The sequence below is a fragment of the Rossellomorea sp. SC111 genome, from assembly GCF_024733565.1.
Classification (GTDB): domain Bacteria; phylum Bacillota; class Bacilli; order Bacillales; family Bacillaceae_B; genus Rossellomorea.
The window spans coordinates 125,640-141,030 of the sequence record NZ_JANIOC010000004.1 but is presented as its reverse complement, the minus strand read 5'-3'; the positions used below and the strand labels follow the sequence as shown (position 1 = coordinate 141,030).

Here is a 15,391-nt window from a genome sequence, read left to right as displayed (position 1 = left end):
CATGAAAGCCGTCACATATCAAGGAAAGAATACTGTTGCAGTCAAGAATGTGGAGGACCCGCGCATCCAGGACTCCGAGGATATCATCGTCTCCATTACATCCACCGCCATCTGCGGATCTGATTTACATCTTTACAAAGGGAATTTCCCGCTGCCGATCGGGTATGTCATTGGCCATGAGCCGATGGGAATCGTGGAGGAAGTCGGGAAAGATGTGTCGAAAGTCAAAAAAGGAGACCGTGTGATCATCCCTTTCACCGTGGCGTGCGGTGCATGTCCCTATTGTGAGCAGCATTTGGAAAGTCAATGCGATCATTCGAACCCTCATTATGACTCTGGAGGATTGCTTGGGTATTCGGAGAAATTCGGTAATTACCCGGGGGGACAGGCAGAATATCTCCGGGTTCCATACGGGAACTACACCCCATTTTTAGTACCGGAGAGGTGTGAATTGGAAGATGAAGAGATCCTCTTATTATCCGACGTACTGCCGACTGCCTATTGGAGTGTGGAGAATGCCGGAGTGAAAAAGGGGGATACGGTCATTGTCCTGGGATGCGGTCCTGTCGGATTGATGGCCCAGCAGTTTGCCTGGAAAAAAGGGGCAGAGAGGGTCATTGCCGTGGATTATTTCGATTACCGCCTGCGTCACTCCAAAAGGATGAATCATACGGAAACCTATGATTTCACTCAGTACGATGATATGGGAGAAACATTGAAAGAGTTGACGAAAGGGGGAGCGGACGTGGTCATTGACTGCGTCGGGATGGATGGAAAGAAGTCTCCCCTTGAATTCATGGAACAGAAGTTGAAACTGCAGGGAGGGACGATCGGACCGATCCAGATTGCGACCAAAGCAGTCAGAAAGTGTGGAACGGTTCAACTGACCGGGGTATATGGCGGACTTTATAACATGTTCCCACTTGGAGCATTCTTCTCCCGTAACGTTACGTTGAAAATGGGTCAGGCGCCAGCGAGAGCCTATATGGCCCCACTTTACGAGCAAATCGTCAAAGGCGAAATCGACTCGACTTCCATCATTACTCATAAACTTAAGCTTGAAGATGCAGCAAAAGGGTATCATCTCTTCAATGAGAAAGAAGACGATTGCATCAAGGTGATTTTGAAGCCATAGGGCAGGGGAGATTTCTGGCCCCCTCCCAGAAATCTGAATGATGCTCCATATAAAATAAAAAAAGATTCTCAGGTCGACTGGAGAACAGTCACAACCTGAGAATCTTTCTATTTCATGGATTACTCACAATGTTCATTTTTGTTTTTATGAAGCGGTGGAGGAATCAACCATCCCTTTTCTTTGTGCAGCTTCAGGACTTTCGCACCCAATTGGGCTTTTTGCATATGAAATTGGCCGAACATCATTGCTACATCTTCACGGATGCTTTGTCCCATGATCGTGCTGCATGCCACTAAGCCTGAAGCGATATTCACAGACATTCCTGCTGCAATGGATGGATCCGGCATTCTGGCACCAGTCGGGATATCATCCAGGCACGCGTGTGGAGGCTCTGGGGGAGTGGGAGGAAGTCCGATCCCATTTTCCTTTAACAGTTTCTCTACTTGCTTGATTTCTTCCTGCCCGCCTTCGATGCTGTCTTTCAGTAATTTCTTCAGATCATCATCCCCGGCGTGATTAAGCTGCATCTGATACCCAGCCACAGTGGCTTTCGCCGTCAATAAATAGTTCCACGTTCCAAATACTTCACCATAATGCAATGGCTCTTCTTGTGGATTTCCACTTAAAATACCCATGATCATCCTCCTGATCGTCATATTGGTGTGCCACCTTTCGAAAACGATTGTACGAGCACAAGGAATATTTTTCTCAAAAAGGCAGGAAAGTATGTAATCTGTTGGTGATTCATTTGATTCGTTTTTTTTTATATAGCACAACCCGGGAAGTGGGTCACGCATCTTGTCAGTCAGTTCAGTACATCATTGTATCGATCTACCGCAAGTGTCCCGTCTTTTTGAATTTCTGCATAGAACACATCTGTCATGTCAGTGATGCCTTGTGAGGTTAATTGTTCCTTCAGCCAGCTTTCATCTAGGTGAAGCTCGCGAAGACTGTTCATCACAATGTTTCCATCTTCTATCAAGGCGGTGGGCATAGCCACCTGAGGGGTAGGGCTGAGGCTTGTGAAAGTCTGTTGATCCCCCTTTGTGAGAGGTTGATGTTTCTCCTTTTTCATCACAGACAAGGTCCCATCGGTTTCAAAGATGGCATAGTCCACTTCTTTGATGGAAAAAACATTTTTCTTTCTCAACAGGACGTTCAAAGCATCAAGGTCCAGTCGTACTTTGCTCAGTTCCGCATCCATCACTTCCCCTTTTCGGACGACAACCCGGGGCTTACCCTCAACCGCTTTTCTGAATGCTTTCGACTTAAGGTCAATAACCCCCATTGCGATGGTGAAAATGGTCCATCCCACCAAGGCAATCACACCATTGCGTACACTTATCGATGAGTCGATTGCAAGCGATGCTCCCAATGTCCCGATGGCAATGGCTGATACAAAGTTGAAGAAGGTCATCTGGGAAATCTCTTTTCTTCCCATGATGCGGGTAAGGGCAAGCAGCAGGACGAAGGAAAGGATGAGTCTGAATGAAAGCTCGATGATGGTCAATTTTCTTCACCTCTTCATTGTTTTGCTTCTTTAGTAGAATGCGCAATCTACAACAATTTATTTAAATCGGATAGCATAAGTCATGGGTGAAGCCTCTTCTGCATAACAATAGAAAGATATTGCCAAATCAGGAGGGAATACCTTGCATACGAACTATAAAGTGTATTATCCATACGTCAGTCCTTTTGACCCTTGTCCGCCGATCACGAAGAAGGTGTACTCGACACCGCCAAATCTTTATATGGGATTTCAGCCTGCCAATCTCGAGCAATTCACACCACAGGAAGCACTGCGGAAAGGGACGCTCTGGAAAGCGTTCTATGATCCATACTACAGCCCTTATGAACTGAATGGGGACGGTGATTCGTGATGAAACAGCTTCCTGCTCATTATTACGAGGTGATGGAGGAACTTCAGACCGTTGATTTCGTCATCGTCGAGCTTACCTTGTACTTAGATACTCACCCTGATGATTACGAGGCCATCAAGCAGTACAACGAATATGTACGAATGAGGAAAAAAATCAAAAAGAAATTCGAAAAGGAATTCGGTCCCTTGACCGGGTTCGGATACAGCTATTCAAACTATCCGTGGGACTGGAAAGACGCCCCTTGGCCATGGCAGGTCTAAAACGGAATAAAGGAGAGGATAGACACTATGTGGGTTTATGAAAAAAAACTTCAATATCCTGTACGGGTCAGTACGTGTAATCCGAAGCTGGCCAAATTCCTGATCGAACAATACGGCGGTGCCGACGGAGAGCTGGCGGCAGCCTTGAGGTATTTGAATCAGCGCTATACGATTCCCGATAAGGTCATCGGTTTGTTGACTGACATCGGTACCGAAGAATTCGCCCACTTGGAAATGATCGCCACCATGGTGTATAAACTCGTCAAAGGCGCCACACCACAACAAATGAAAGACGCAGGTCTCGACCCACACTACGTGAATCACGACGGCGCCATCTTTTACCAGAATGCGGCGGGGGTTCCCTTTACCGCATCATATATTCAGGCAAAAGGTGACCCGATCGCAGACCTCTATGAAGACATTGCCGCAGAAGAAAAAGCGAGAGCCACCTATCAGTGGATCATCAACATGAGCGATGACCCCGATTTGAATGATGGACTCCGTTTCTTAAGGGAACGGGAAATCATCCATTCCCAACGCTTCAGAGAAGCAGTGGAAATCTTAAAAGATGAACGGGATCGGAAGGTGATCTTTTAAATGAGGGAGAATGGTCAGAGGCATATTAGCCCCTGACCATTTTTGTTGTTTTAACTTCGGACATGACTTATTTTAAGCCACTTTCTGCAAAGAAGAGATTGTTTTTTCTCTTTTCGCATCGCTGACTGAAAGATGGACCGACCGGATCGAGGATGCCTTCCTTGTGTACACTAGATATGATCCGGTCCGGTAGTTTATGGTCCGGATTTTAAACATATGATCTGGAAATCTCTTTTATGATCCCCGGTCCCTAGTTATGATCTGGAAACCTCTTTTATGATCCGCCCCCGAAATAATCCAGAATTCTGATAAACGAGTTTTTTGTCGAAATATACCTATGACCGGCTAGGGTCTAATTGACAGAATTTTCAAATCTGGTATATTGGTAATGATTAGCAGCAATCATTACTGGAGGTACAAGATGAAACAACTGAAACAATCCGGCTTGGAAGCCGTTCTGATTATCATCGGCATCATTCTCGTCAGTGCCACATCCGGCCTGTTTAAAACACAGATGCTTTCCCTCGTTACATATGGTCAGGAATTAATGGCAGTATGCAGGGAATTGGTCGAGCCTCAACATCTCGTCTATACAAACCCCGTCTCGCATATCGAACGTCCTCTCTTTCCCATCATCCTGAAGGCTTTCATGAGCAGTGCACGCATCTTTTTCCTGGCACTGGGTTTGGCGTTAACGTGTTCAGTCTTAATGATAATCCTCTATTTTTCAGTGGGGAAAAGGATTCGGCAAGGGATGGAAGCCATCTCGTTTTATCTCGCATCGCTTCCTGATATTTTTGTCATCGGGAGCCTGCAGATGCTTGTGGTCTGGTTTTTTAAACAGACAGGCATTCTCGTCGTCGACATCGCATCACTCGGAGAAAATCAGGTCATCCTGTTCCCGGCGGTCACTCTCTCAATCCTGCCGACATTCTTTTTTCTGGGATCGATGGTGTCTTTTTTGAAAGAAGAAGAGGGACTTCCTTATGTGGAGCTTGCGAAGGGGAAGGGACTCGGCCGATTCCGGATCATGTTCATCCATATGATGCGGAATGTGCTCGTCAGTTTAACCTATCACGGCAAGCAGATCATCTGGATGATGCTGTCGAATCTATTAATCTTGGAATATCTATTCAATGTGTTCGGGGTCACGTCGTTTCTATTTTCCTATAACACGCCTGCGATATTCGCCATTACGTCGATCATGCTATTCGTTCCGCTCTATCTTCTATTAAAATTCATGCAGTTCGTGATTTCGAGAAAAATAGGCAGGGAGATGAGTCTATGAGAAAGTGGAATCGTCATCATGTCACCATTAGCATCTGCTTAGTGTTCATCATCGTGCTCGTCGGATGGAGTATGATCTTTAATCTGTCGGACGGAAAAATACCGAATACATATATCCTTTATGATGATGAGGCCAATATCATCGGGGACGCGCCGTTTCCCCCTTCAGCCGACTTTCCGTTCGGGACGGACCGGGAAGGGGACCACCTTTTTTACAAAGTATTGGAGGGTGCTCAGTATACCATTGGGGCGGCGATCGGCATTTCGCTCCTCAGTTTCATCCTTTCCTTCGTCGTCGGGGTGCTGGGAGGGTTTACGAAATCCCGGGCGAAGAAGTGGACACAGTCGATCTTCACATCCTTTTACTTCATCCCACAATCTATCATTGCCTACAATATGCTCTACCCCCTGCTATGGGAACCCAGGCAAGGATTTGAGACGAGTTTCACCGAACGGGTCATTTGGCAGGCGATCACCCTGGCCGTGATCACGGCCCCGACAACGGCGATTCTCCTCTCCAATGAAACCAGGCAGATACTTGACAAAGAGTTCGTGACGTGCGCCCGGGTCCTTGGCGGAAGTAAGACTTTCCTGTTCAGAAAACATGTGCTTCCACACTTGAAGCCGCGGCTCTTTATCATTTTTCCAAAGATCATGATCCAGGTGCTTCTCATCATAGCCCACCTTGGATTCTTCGATCTGTACTTCGGTGGAACCGATGTGTGTTACGGCCCCATGTGCCCACCGCCACAACCCTTTGTCCAGGAATGGGCGAGCATCATGTCCTTGAGCTTTGTCGAATTGACCAATGCCTGGTGGATCTTTATGATCCCGATGTTCTTTTTCGCCTTGACGATCCTGTCCTTGACGGGGATTGCGAGGGGACTGGAGGGATTGCTGGAGGAGGATGAGGTGAAGGGTAGTTCGGATAAAAAGAAGAAGTCTGAACGGAAGGAGAACGGTCCTTTGATGGAGGGTGATTTTAGATTGGTGGATCGGGAGTTGTGAAATGATTAATGAAAAGAATTTATAAGCCGCTTGAAACGTGTAAATTCAGCAAACAAATTTACCACATCAGGGGGAATATAAAATGAAGAGGACGAACGCTTTAATCCTACTAATCCTATGTCTTGTATTGACCTCTTGTTCAGCTGAAAATGAGAATACGGTTGCAGAAGATAAAACGAATGAGGTCGTAGCAGTTGATCCGATACAAGTGGAGGGTCTGAATGCCACCTTGCAGTCGTATAAAATGACTTACATGAGTGAAGGGGAAGAAGCAGTAGCGTATGTGTCCTTACCGAAGAAATCAGGGACGTATAATATTAATCTTGTTTTGCACGGCGGCTTTCCAGCGTCAAAAGACTTGTCCCATGTGTCAGATATGATGGGGATAACCTTCGATGAGAGTATGCTTCGCTATTCCGCATCCCCGGGCTTGATCAGCCTCGTGCCTTTATACAGAGGCTATGGGGAAAGCGGTGGGACCGTTCCCGGATTAAATGGAACCACTCTTGACACGAGTCATGCAATTGATGCATTAACGGCGTATCTCGAGAAGAACGAGACGCGAAAAAGTACGGGGAAGGTGTTTGTAATGGGGACATCGCTTGGTGGGGGAGTCGGACTGAAACTGGCCACGATCCGGGATGATATTGCCGATGTGGTGGCCATAAGCCCGTATGTCGGCCTGGACCCGGTCTACCCTTGGCTGTTGGAGAATCCAGATAAAGACATCGGTTTTCTGGAAATGTTCCAGGAAGCCTATGGTGACTATGACCAGAGCTCGAAGCAAACGAAGGAAGAATCCATTGATGTAAAAAAGATAGATGTACCGGTCCTGATCGTACAAGGGGACGCGGATCGTCATATCGATTGGCACCCGGTCAAGAGCTTCTATGATGGATTAAAAAAAGAGAATGACAATACGACATTTGAGCTCATTCCTGATGGGGATCACGGTCTCATGAATAAGCAGGAAGAGTTGAATGGAATCAATTCGGCATGGTTTGATAAGCAGTTTTGATGGAGAGGGTAATCGCAGCGGATCATGGATTAACAATAATCTCCTAACCCGTTACACCCACCTTTCTGCTATATTTATAGTACAATGAAGGAAAACGGTTGAGGGTAGGGGAGATGGATCATGACATTGAAAAAGATGAAGAGCATCCTGTTCATGCTGCTCGGGTTCATTGCCCTGGTGTGCGGGATTGCCGGCACAGTCCTGCCCGTTCTGCCGGGTGGACCGTTTTACCTGCTGGCGGTTTACTTCTTTTCGAAGAGCTCGAAGCGCGTGGATGCCTGGTTTAAAAACACGTATATCTATAAAAAATACGTGGTCTCCTTTCTCGAAAAAAAAGGTATGACCCTGAAAGAAAAGATCAGGATCAATCTGACCGCAGACTTCTTTATCCTGCTTTCCGTCCTGTATGTCGACATCCTTGCTGTCCGGATCATCCTTATCGGACTCGCATTTTATAAACACTATTACTTTATAAAAAAAATCAAGACGATTCAGCCGGAGTCGTATCAGGTGGAGGAAAGCCAGTAATCTACAGGCTTTAGTCAAAATGAAGAGATATCAATTAAAACGTGATTTCAGAGGAGTCAAAAAGGGATCCTGTTTCTATTTGGTCGTTGAATCCGAATATATCGGCATCAAGGAATATGTGGTACGAACGCAGGATTTCTCAAGGAGAATGATCATCTCTGAAAGGGAAATGGAGAAGTATTTTATCCGGATGACATAAAGGCCCGTCGAGAAGACGAGTCTTTTTTTTGTTGCCAAAAAAATGAAGTCGGAGGAGTCTGGGGATGCACTGTATGTAATGTATATATTGCATAATGACATATATATGTTACTATTATCTCAAGAGGTGTTGGATGTATATGGAAAACAAAGTGAAGCTTTCCCGTGTTGAAAAGAATTTAACCCAGCAGCAGCTGGCAAACCAGGTGGGTGTCACCAGACAGACGATCAGCCTGATCGAGAAGGGTTCATACAATCCATCCTTGAATTTATGTCTGGAAATCTGTTATGCCGTCGGGAAGACGCTGGATGAAGTGTTTTGGAATGAAAAGGGGGAGAATTAAGTTGAAGAAAATCACAGACGAGCGACTGAAACTACAAAACTTAAAAAATATTAGAGTACTGTTCCTGTTTCAGAACGCAGGCATCCTCGGGATCCTTGTCTATGACTTTATCACATCGGGACTGGACGGGATGACGGATAATCCTCTTTGGTTTCTATTTATTATGACGACCGTGGTATCAGCTTATTTGTCCATGAGCATCAGTGTGGATCATGAAGAAGAAAGGCATCCCCCCAAGAAGAGTTTGTTGATGGCCGTAGTGGTAGTGACCGTCCTGTCCGTTTTATTGGGCGTCATCACCTCTTTACCAGAAGGGGCCGATATGACAGATGGTTTAATCGTTGGAGGAGTTATTTTCGTATGCGGGCTGATCCCCGCCATCTATGTCTATTCCATCAGGAAAAAAAGGAACGAAGAGTAGGAAGGTCCGTCCCTCATAGTGGCCGACCTTCCGTTATGAGGGGTTGATTTGGTTTCCAGTATCTGCTAAGATGTATCTATATTGTATTACAAGACAGTTCAAATCCGGAATTTTTTTTGAGGGACTATATTGCTTTGCAATGTAGTTAGGGTGTAGAGAGGGGGAACGAGGGTGTCATCCAGTCAGTTATTGAAGGGGATCCTGGAAGGTTGCCTGCTTTCCATTATTTCAAAAGGTGAAGTGTATGGATATGAAATGATGGAGAAGCTTGCCACGAATGGATTCAAAATGGTCAAGGAAGGAAGCATTTACCCGTTGCTCCTTCGTATGAAGAAAGAAGGGCTCGTGACAGCCTGTCAGAAAGAAATGCCTTCCGGCGGTCCGAAACGGAAATATTATTACATCACGCCAAAAGGGGAAGAAGAGTTGGCGGATTTCAAAAAAAGATGGAGAGAAGTTTCTGTGAGCGTGAATCAACTATTGGAGGAGGAGTAAGCATGTCATTATCGAAAGAGAGTGAAGACTTTTTAGGGAATCTGAGAATCTATTTGATCTCAAGCGGGAAGAACGAAAAAGAAGTCGATGAGATTGTGGGGGAACTGGAGGACCATTTGGTTGAAACCGAGAAAAGGGGAAAGAGTGTAGCGGAGGTAACAGGTTTGACACCACGGGAGTATATGGATCAAATTTCGGGAGAGATGCCGATCGATTATAAAAGTATCTTCAAATATATTGTGATGGTATTGCTTGGCGCCTTGTCTTTTATCGTATTAGGTGACGCGTTAAGCGGGGACCTGGAGTATTCGCTGTTTGTATTAATTGGTTATCCCCTAGTCATTACGGGGTTTCTGTTCTGTACCGCAGCAGTATTTAAATACGTATCAAGTCACCCTGTATCAAAAGTACGGGAGTGGACATTATTTCTGATTCTTGGCGGAGTCCCGATGGTACTGCTAACAGGGCTTTTATTTCTAAGCCAGATCATCGATGCACCAACAGTGGCGATTGAAGGGGTTGGGGAGTTTTTTGCACTGGCACTAGCGATCGCTGTCCTGATTGGCGTTTCTCTTTGGTCGAAAACTTGGATGATGATCATTCTGGCGGTCCTCCTCAATGGACCGGAAATGCTCATTCAGCAAAGCTCTTTTTCTGAAGAAACGAAACTTATCTTGACCGGCATTTCTCTTCCTGTTTTTGTGGGAGGATACTTTGTCCTTCTTATATTGAAGGACAAAAAGAAGGAAAAGCAGTCACGGCCAGTGATGTAATAAAGCAGTTGGGACGTTCCTCTGGTAACGTCCTTTTTTGTTGTTCAAAAGAAAGAATAGTCGACATCTCCGAACGTTCTCCATCTTGATGATCGACTACATCGGTAAAACTTGATGGCGAGAGACGAAGGGACTTGCCTGAATTAAAGGGATTTCCTCCACATAACGAGTATATATACCAAAGGATAAATAAATCTCAGGATGTGAATGTTCATGAAATCATGGTTTTTTCCTGTGCTTATCGCCCTCATGGCGGCTCTTTACTTAGTCATCCCATCAGATCCTTTACCGGTCAAAGTCATTTTTAAACTCATCCCGATGATCCTGATCATGTTCTACGCCCGGGGTCAGGTTGCCTCCAAATCAGCAGGGGCCATACGTTTCATCCTTATCGGACTCGTCTTCTGCACGCTGGGGGATGCGTTCATCGCCGTTTCGTTTGTAGCAGGGCTTGGTGCCTTCCTTGTCGGTCATGTTTTCTACTGCTTGGGGTTTTTCAAAGTCTCCCGTATAAACAAGTGGAGGCTTGCAGCGATCATCCCGATCGCATTGTATTCTTTCACCATCGGCAGCGGGCTTATTTCAGCCCTTCGAACGGGAGGGGAGGGTGGTCTCGTCATCCCGGTCATTGCTTACATGGTGATCATTTCCTTGATGGCATTTTCGGCCATGATGACCGGAAACAGGTGGGCTATTTCAGGCAGCATTCTGTTTGTCCTATCTGACTCGATTCTGTCCTGGAATATGTTTGTGGCAGCAGTCCCATATTCAGATGTCCTGATCATGTCAACCTACTATTCAGCACAGTTCCTGATTGCGTCCAGTCTCGCGCATCTTCAACAAATAAAAGAAAGGATTGTCTGATCTTACATGTTTTGTCATAATGAAAACGAGAACTGCCTGATGAAAACCTGTGCGAGGAGACTCGACAGGTTTTATTTATGGATAAAACTGTAAAAATAAAACTTTTTCTATTTGAGATGCGTCTCATTAATGTTACATACAAAGCAGGTGAATTATGGAACAGCTGACGAAATACGAGAAGGACAGACTCCTTGAGGAAGCGATGACGAAATACGGAAATGATGTCTATTATGTGGTCTTCTCCTATGTAAAAGAACATAGCCAAGCTGAAGATCTCACCCAGGAGATCTTCATCAAGTTTTATCAAAAAATGGATACGTTCAGGGAGGATTCTTCCCTCAAGACTTGGATCATCTCTGTCGCTATTAACCACTGCAAGGATTATTTAAGGAGATGGGATACTAGAATGATCAGTATTTCCAATAAGATCAACGATATGGTGAAGGGAAAGATGGGTGCGCCGGAACAGACCGTGATCAAAAATGAGCAGAATTCTGAGCTGATTCAAAACGTCCTGGACCTTCCAGTTAAATATCGGGAAGTCATTTTCCTCTATTATTTTGAAGAAATGAAGCTTGCCGAAATCGGTGCAAGTCTCGACATCAACACGAATACAGTGAAGACCCGGCTGACAAGAGGCAAAGCCCTGCTCGGTTCCACGATCAAGCGAAGCGAGGTGTTTAAGAATGGATGAACTGAAATCTTTACGTGGATTGATGAAAGAAGAAACGTTCAAAGGCAGGGGATTTACCGAAAAGATGAGAGAGAATATCCTGAATGAAGTCCATTCTAAGCCATCCAAGTCGTTTTCCATTTCGAAAAAACCGGTTTTTGCCCCTGTCCTGTCTTTCCTATTCTTCGCCGCCTGCCTTTCGATCTTTGTGTACTTCGGTGGAACACAGCTGGGCATCATCGGGAACAATGCGAGCGCGCCGTTATATGAAGCAAGCGATCGTCCGGAATTCCTGGGAAAAGAGTTCAAATTCATCACCAAAGTTCCTTTCAACGTGAAAAATGTCAGCTCGGAAGCGAAGGAAGGTCCCTACGGAAACGCACAAATCGTCACTCTCATGGGTCCGGAAAAGCAGACGATCACGATGTCATTTCAACTTCTTGAGCCGGGAACGGATCTGTCCCTATCACAGGATCCAGTGAAAGTCGGTTCGTCTAAAGGGAGCTATACCGAATCAGAGGGTCCTTTAAAGACGAGTATACTGACATGGATAGACGGGGAAGCCTTGTATGAAATGAAATACATGCCGGCGCGGTCAGGCATCACCCTCACCAAAGACGACATGATCAAAATAGCGGAATCCTTCCGTTAATGAAAAAGGATGATGGTTCCTGCACCATCATCCTTTTCCTGTTAACTCCCGTAGACCACTTTCACGATTTTTCCGCTGTTGTCATATGTGACCCTTTTCCACTGACTCCCGCCGTTTGCGCTTATATATAAGACGATTGTATAACTGCCCGAAGTACTCCGGGAGGCAACTTTCCAGGTGACGCCACCCTGGCCCCCGCCGTCTTCAATGACTTTCGTTCCATCATTCATCATAGACCAACTCCTTTTGTTAGTGAATACCATTAATCTATGACTATCATACTATAAAACGTCTGAATGCATTTTCTTTTTATACAAGTATAGGATGGGGAAATCACCGGTAAAAATCGGGATAGCTTGCGAAATCCGGTCGACATATAAATATTTTAATAAAAGAGGTATAGAGGATAGGAGAAATAAAGGAAATTCGACAAGCTGGCATGAATGTTGATAATCCCGCACAAATTCATGAAAGGATTGTAAAACATTCATTTATTTGAAATAATTGGTAGTGTAATTAGCTATTGTTTTGCCAACGGGAAGCAAAAGGATGAAAGATTGATAGTGAAGTTGAACCAGAGGACGACAGAAAGGACGTGAAAATCCTTGAGCACAGATAAATCTTCCAAACCGGCCAAATGGAGTGCGAAATATGGATGTCTGGCTATTGCGATCTGTAATTTGTTTACATGCATTACAAGTTGGGGAGAGAACTGGATCCTTACAGTTCTTTTAGCAATGGGCGTATTAGTTTGTGGAACGATAGGTATTTTTGATCTTAAGCAACATATGAAAGGATAGACATTCTCTTGTTTACCAGGATTAATGATTAGAGTGACATTAGAATTTGTTCCTTCCAGCAACTACGGTTGATACATAGATTATTGAAAAAAAGGAAGTTGAAAACATGATTAAAAATAAAAAATATCTCATTGCTTCGTGCTTGATCCTGATTATTTGTATGTCGCTCTATTTCCCTTTTCCCAACCATCAAATGATTTTCGAGCGGATGACGTTCATGTCTTTTCCTATCAGTGATCAAGATGGATACAATGTACTTGCAATCATAGGATCTTTCTTATTTATCTTTGCCATCGTATTACTTGTGAAGGGGATTTCTAAATATCATATACGAACGGTCATCATCGTTTTATTTTCTTATTCGTTATTACCCTTGGGTCTGGTTATGTTATACCAGGAAACGTTTGCCGAAGGAATTGCAGCCATTTCGTATGATGGTACGGGGACGTGTGATTTCGAGCGGGTCAGTGAGGACGAATTAAACGGGGAATGTCATCTGCTGATCACCAACCATAGTGGTGATCCGGTCACATTCGACATCGAATTCCTGGATTCATATATTCCGGATGAGGATCACCGTAGGACCTCCCTGATGAATGAGGGTGGTCCTTATAGAATCACAGTAGAAGCCAATTGTGAAAAAATGGTTGAGGTCAAAGAGTTACTCGACTTATCAGATGTCCCCTATCATGTGGATGGGGGAGGTTCCATGAACGTTCACTTAAGGATTTCTGATGGGGAGAAGGAACGGGTTTTATAAGGGAGTCGGTATAGAAGATAGATAGTAAAATCCACAGAGGATGGATACTCTGTTGGCTTTTTATTAGTGTTCACGATCTTCTATAAATGGTAAAACGGAAATAAATTACATAACATGTCACGCTGGAAGGAGTCTCTTCATGTTTAAAAAAAGCATCCGGTTACCGCTGATCTATTTTGTCGTTAAGATCCTCTATCAATTCATCAAAAACGGAGAGATCAGGTGAATAGAAAATATCAGTATCTGCTTCTGCATTTTCTTATTTGTTTTGTTGTTTCATTGGGCAGATAAGCCTTATAAGTGGAAAAAAGATCGTTATTAGGGGGGAGCAAAGTACCAACGAAAGACGAAGAAAAAATGTGTGGGGAAGGGGAATGAGAGGGATTCATGCTGCAACATGTTACCGTTCCACCCGGTTCTCAAGGTTGAATACCCGTTTATCGATGTCTGTCGTTTTCGCATTCACATAGTGAAATTCGGAATCTATGGTTTGCTTCGTCACTTTTATTAAAGCAAGTACATCTTCGGTTTGTGAGGCTTCAATCCGGTCGACAGTTGCTTTGATGTTTTTTACGTCCGCTTGGGTCTGTTTCAGATCGGAACGGATGCTGCGAACATCAGCTTGAGTCGTCATCAGCTCACTTCGAAATTCCTTCATGTCACTGCGCACTTCTTTCATCTCGCCACGTAAATCCAACAGTATTTCAAGTATCTGCTTCTCCATTTTTCTCACCTCCTTCCCATTATTATAAAACATCTGAATGGGACATTCTACCTTGTATCATTTCCTTTTTGGAAGGAAAAAGGGGCGATGAGAACCGCCCCCTTTGCATCACTAATCTCGCATGGCTCCCGCTTCCCGGGAAGTCATGGCACCTTGCCCTGCAGCTACGTCTTTTTGAATTTGCTTTTTCACCTGTTGTGGGTCCGTCCCTGATGTCGTGGATTTCATATTCGTTTGATTAGGCTTTTTCATAAACAAATAACCTCCAAGTTGATTTAGGCTCTTAGTATGAGCCGTGCGTGTGACAGATATAAATTCTCCCCTTGTCCAAAAAAAGGAAGAGAGATATAATTAAAATGAATCTTACATACTAAAGGAGGGAATATCATGCATACGTTCACTGTAGACATCAAAAAGTACCGACTATTAATGATGTCTATTATTGGAATTTCAGCCGTCCTCGGGACAAGTCTGTCCTTTTTTAGCTGATTTTTCATAGTGTGAATGAGTGTATGATTTCCTATTATAGCGATAGCCATGGGGAATGATTCCCTGTGGCTTTTTTTGATTTTATTCAGCTCCGGCGGCTAGAGGCTCGAGGTCATAAGATAAACAGGCCAAAAAGGCAAAGAACGCCTTCTCGTCCTGTTTATCTTATGCTTGTCGCCTCTGGGCGAGCCGCATGCGCTTTTTCAATCCAGCTCCGGCGGCTAAAGGCTCGAGGTCATAAGCTAAACAGGCCAAAAAGGCAAAGAACGCCTTCTCGTCCTGTTCATCTTATGCTTGTCGCCTCTGGGCGAGCCGCCTGCGCTTTTTCAATCCAGCTCCGGCGGCTAGAGGCTCGAGGTCATAAGCTAAAGAGGTCAAAAAGGCAAAAAACGCCTTCTCGTCCTGTTTATCTTATGCTTGTCGCCTCTGGGCGAGCCGCCTGCGCTTTTTCAATCCAGCTCCGGCGGCTAGAGGCTCGAGGTCAT

At 44.8% G+C, this 15,391-nt stretch carries 22 protein-coding genes; 17 read left to right on the top strand and 5 right to left on the bottom strand.

Features of this window, described 5'->3' with window-relative positions; all coding sequences use genetic code 11:
- Nucleotide 1 precedes the first annotated feature (1 nt).
- Nucleotides 2–1,135, top strand: coding sequence for a zinc-dependent alcohol dehydrogenase (locus NQ095_RS06375; RefSeq protein WP_258262644.1), 1,134 nt, complete (start codon nt 2–4; stop codon nt 1,133–1,135).
- Nucleotides 1,136–1,254: 119 nt separating this feature from the next.
- On the opposite strand, the gene NQ095_RS06370 is transcribed toward NQ095_RS06375, so the two are convergent.
- Nucleotides 1,255–1,770: a DUF3231 family protein gene (locus NQ095_RS06370; protein ID WP_258262643.1), complete on the bottom strand. Its 516-nt coding sequence runs from the start codon at nt 1,768–1,770 to the stop codon at nt 1,255–1,257.
- Nucleotides 1,771–1,940: 170 nt separating this feature from the next.
- Nucleotides 1,941–2,645, bottom strand: a complete 705-nt coding sequence (locus NQ095_RS06365; protein WP_258262642.1) for a DUF421 domain-containing protein — start codon at nt 2,643–2,645, stop codon at nt 1,941–1,943.
- A gap of 142 nt (nt 2,646–2,787) precedes the next feature.
- On the opposite strand from NQ095_RS06365, the gene NQ095_RS06360 reads away from it, so the two are divergent.
- The 15 genes from NQ095_RS06360 to NQ095_RS06290 all read left to right on the top strand — a co-directional run bounded on the left by NQ095_RS06360 (nt 2,788) and on the right by NQ095_RS06290 (nt 12,133).
- Nucleotides 2,788–3,015 (top strand): spore coat associated protein CotJA, encoded by a 228-nt coding sequence (locus NQ095_RS06360; RefSeq protein ID WP_258262641.1) that lies wholly within the window; start codon nt 2,788–2,790, stop codon nt 3,013–3,015.
- The gene (locus NQ095_RS06355; RefSeq protein ID WP_258262837.1) at nt 3,015–3,275 is read left to right on the top strand and encodes a spore coat protein CotJB; all 261 of its coding nucleotides are present in this window, start codon (nt 3,015–3,017) and stop codon (nt 3,273–3,275) included. The genes NQ095_RS06360 and NQ095_RS06355 overlap by 1 nt, the downstream gene beginning before the upstream one ends.
- A 27-nt stretch (nt 3,276–3,302) precedes the next feature.
- Entirely contained in the window at nt 3,303–3,872 is a 570-nt protein-coding gene (locus tag NQ095_RS06350) for a manganese catalase family protein (RefSeq protein ID WP_258262640.1), read from the top strand.
- 421 nt (nt 3,873–4,293) lie between these two features.
- Nucleotides 4,294–5,160, top strand: a complete 867-nt coding sequence (locus NQ095_RS06345; protein ID WP_258262639.1) for an ABC transporter permease subunit — start codon at nt 4,294–4,296, stop codon at nt 5,158–5,160.
- On the top strand, nt 5,157–6,167 hold the full coding sequence (locus tag NQ095_RS06340) for an ABC transporter permease (protein ID WP_258262638.1): 1,011 nt from the start codon (nt 5,157–5,159) through the stop codon (nt 6,165–6,167). Before NQ095_RS06345 ends, NQ095_RS06340 begins: the two co-directional genes overlap by 4 nt.
- Nucleotides 6,168–6,249: 82 nt before the next feature.
- Nucleotides 6,250–7,185: an alpha/beta hydrolase family protein gene (locus NQ095_RS06335; protein ID WP_258262637.1), complete on the top strand. Its 936-nt coding sequence runs from the start codon at nt 6,250–6,252 to the stop codon at nt 7,183–7,185.
- A gap of 120 nt (nt 7,186–7,305) precedes the next feature.
- Nucleotides 7,306–7,713, top strand: a complete 408-nt coding sequence (locus NQ095_RS06330; protein WP_258262636.1) for a YbaN family protein — start codon at nt 7,306–7,308, stop codon at nt 7,711–7,713.
- 19 nt (nt 7,714–7,732) lie between these two features.
- A complete protein-coding gene (locus tag NQ095_RS06325) occupies nt 7,733–7,912 on the top strand; it encodes a hypothetical protein (RefSeq protein ID WP_258262635.1) in 180 nt (59 codons plus the stop codon).
- Between the two features lie 139 nt (nt 7,913–8,051).
- Entirely contained in the window at nt 8,052–8,255 is a 204-nt protein-coding gene (locus NQ095_RS06320) for a helix-turn-helix transcriptional regulator (protein ID WP_258262634.1), read from the top strand.
- Between the two features lies 1 nt (nt 8,256).
- The gene (locus tag NQ095_RS06315) at nt 8,257–8,676 is read left to right on the top strand and encodes a hypothetical protein (protein ID WP_258262633.1); all 420 of its coding nucleotides are present in this window, start codon (nt 8,257–8,259) and stop codon (nt 8,674–8,676) included.
- A gap of 171 nt (nt 8,677–8,847) precedes the next feature.
- Entirely contained in the window at nt 8,848–9,171 is a 324-nt protein-coding gene (locus NQ095_RS06310; protein WP_258262632.1) for a PadR family transcriptional regulator, read from the top strand.
- 2 nt (nt 9,172–9,173) lie between these two features.
- Nucleotides 9,174–9,944, top strand: a complete 771-nt coding sequence (locus NQ095_RS06305; RefSeq protein WP_258262631.1) for an HAAS domain-containing protein — start codon at nt 9,174–9,176, stop codon at nt 9,942–9,944.
- A 213-nt stretch (nt 9,945–10,157) separates the two neighbouring features.
- The gene (locus NQ095_RS06300) at nt 10,158–10,808 is read left to right on the top strand and encodes a lysoplasmalogenase (RefSeq protein WP_258262630.1); all 651 of its coding nucleotides are present in this window, start codon (nt 10,158–10,160) and stop codon (nt 10,806–10,808) included.
- Nucleotides 10,809–10,962: 154 nt separating this feature from the next.
- Nucleotides 10,963–11,502, top strand: a complete 540-nt coding sequence (locus NQ095_RS06295; protein ID WP_258262629.1) for a sigma-70 family RNA polymerase sigma factor — start codon at nt 10,963–10,965, stop codon at nt 11,500–11,502.
- The gene (locus NQ095_RS06290) at nt 11,495–12,133 is read left to right on the top strand and encodes a hypothetical protein (protein ID WP_258262628.1); all 639 of its coding nucleotides are present in this window, start codon (nt 11,495–11,497) and stop codon (nt 12,131–12,133) included. Before NQ095_RS06295 ends, NQ095_RS06290 begins: the two co-directional genes overlap by 8 nt.
- Nucleotides 12,134–12,174: 41 nt before the next feature.
- On the opposite strand, the gene NQ095_RS06285 is transcribed toward NQ095_RS06290, so the two are convergent.
- Nucleotides 12,175–12,366, bottom strand: coding sequence for a hypothetical protein (locus tag NQ095_RS06285; protein ID WP_258262627.1), 192 nt, complete (start codon nt 12,364–12,366; stop codon nt 12,175–12,177).
- Nucleotides 12,367–13,039: 673 nt separating this feature from the next.
- On the opposite strand from NQ095_RS06285, the gene NQ095_RS06280 reads away from it, so the two are divergent.
- Complete coding sequence (locus NQ095_RS06280; RefSeq protein ID WP_258262626.1) at nt 13,040–13,693, top strand: hypothetical protein; 654 nt, start codon at nt 13,040–13,042, stop codon at nt 13,691–13,693.
- Between the two features lie 400 nt (nt 13,694–14,093).
- Here the strand turns inward: NQ095_RS06280 and NQ095_RS06275 are convergent, their stop codons facing one another.
- The gene (locus tag NQ095_RS06275) at nt 14,094–14,417 is read right to left on the bottom strand and encodes a hypothetical protein (RefSeq protein ID WP_258262625.1); all 324 of its coding nucleotides are present in this window, start codon (nt 14,415–14,417) and stop codon (nt 14,094–14,096) included.
- A gap of 111 nt (nt 14,418–14,528) precedes the next feature.
- Complete coding sequence (locus tag NQ095_RS06270) at nt 14,529–14,669, bottom strand: hypothetical protein (RefSeq protein ID WP_258262624.1); 141 nt, start codon at nt 14,667–14,669, stop codon at nt 14,529–14,531.
- Between the last annotated feature and the right edge of the window lie 722 nt (nt 14,670–15,391).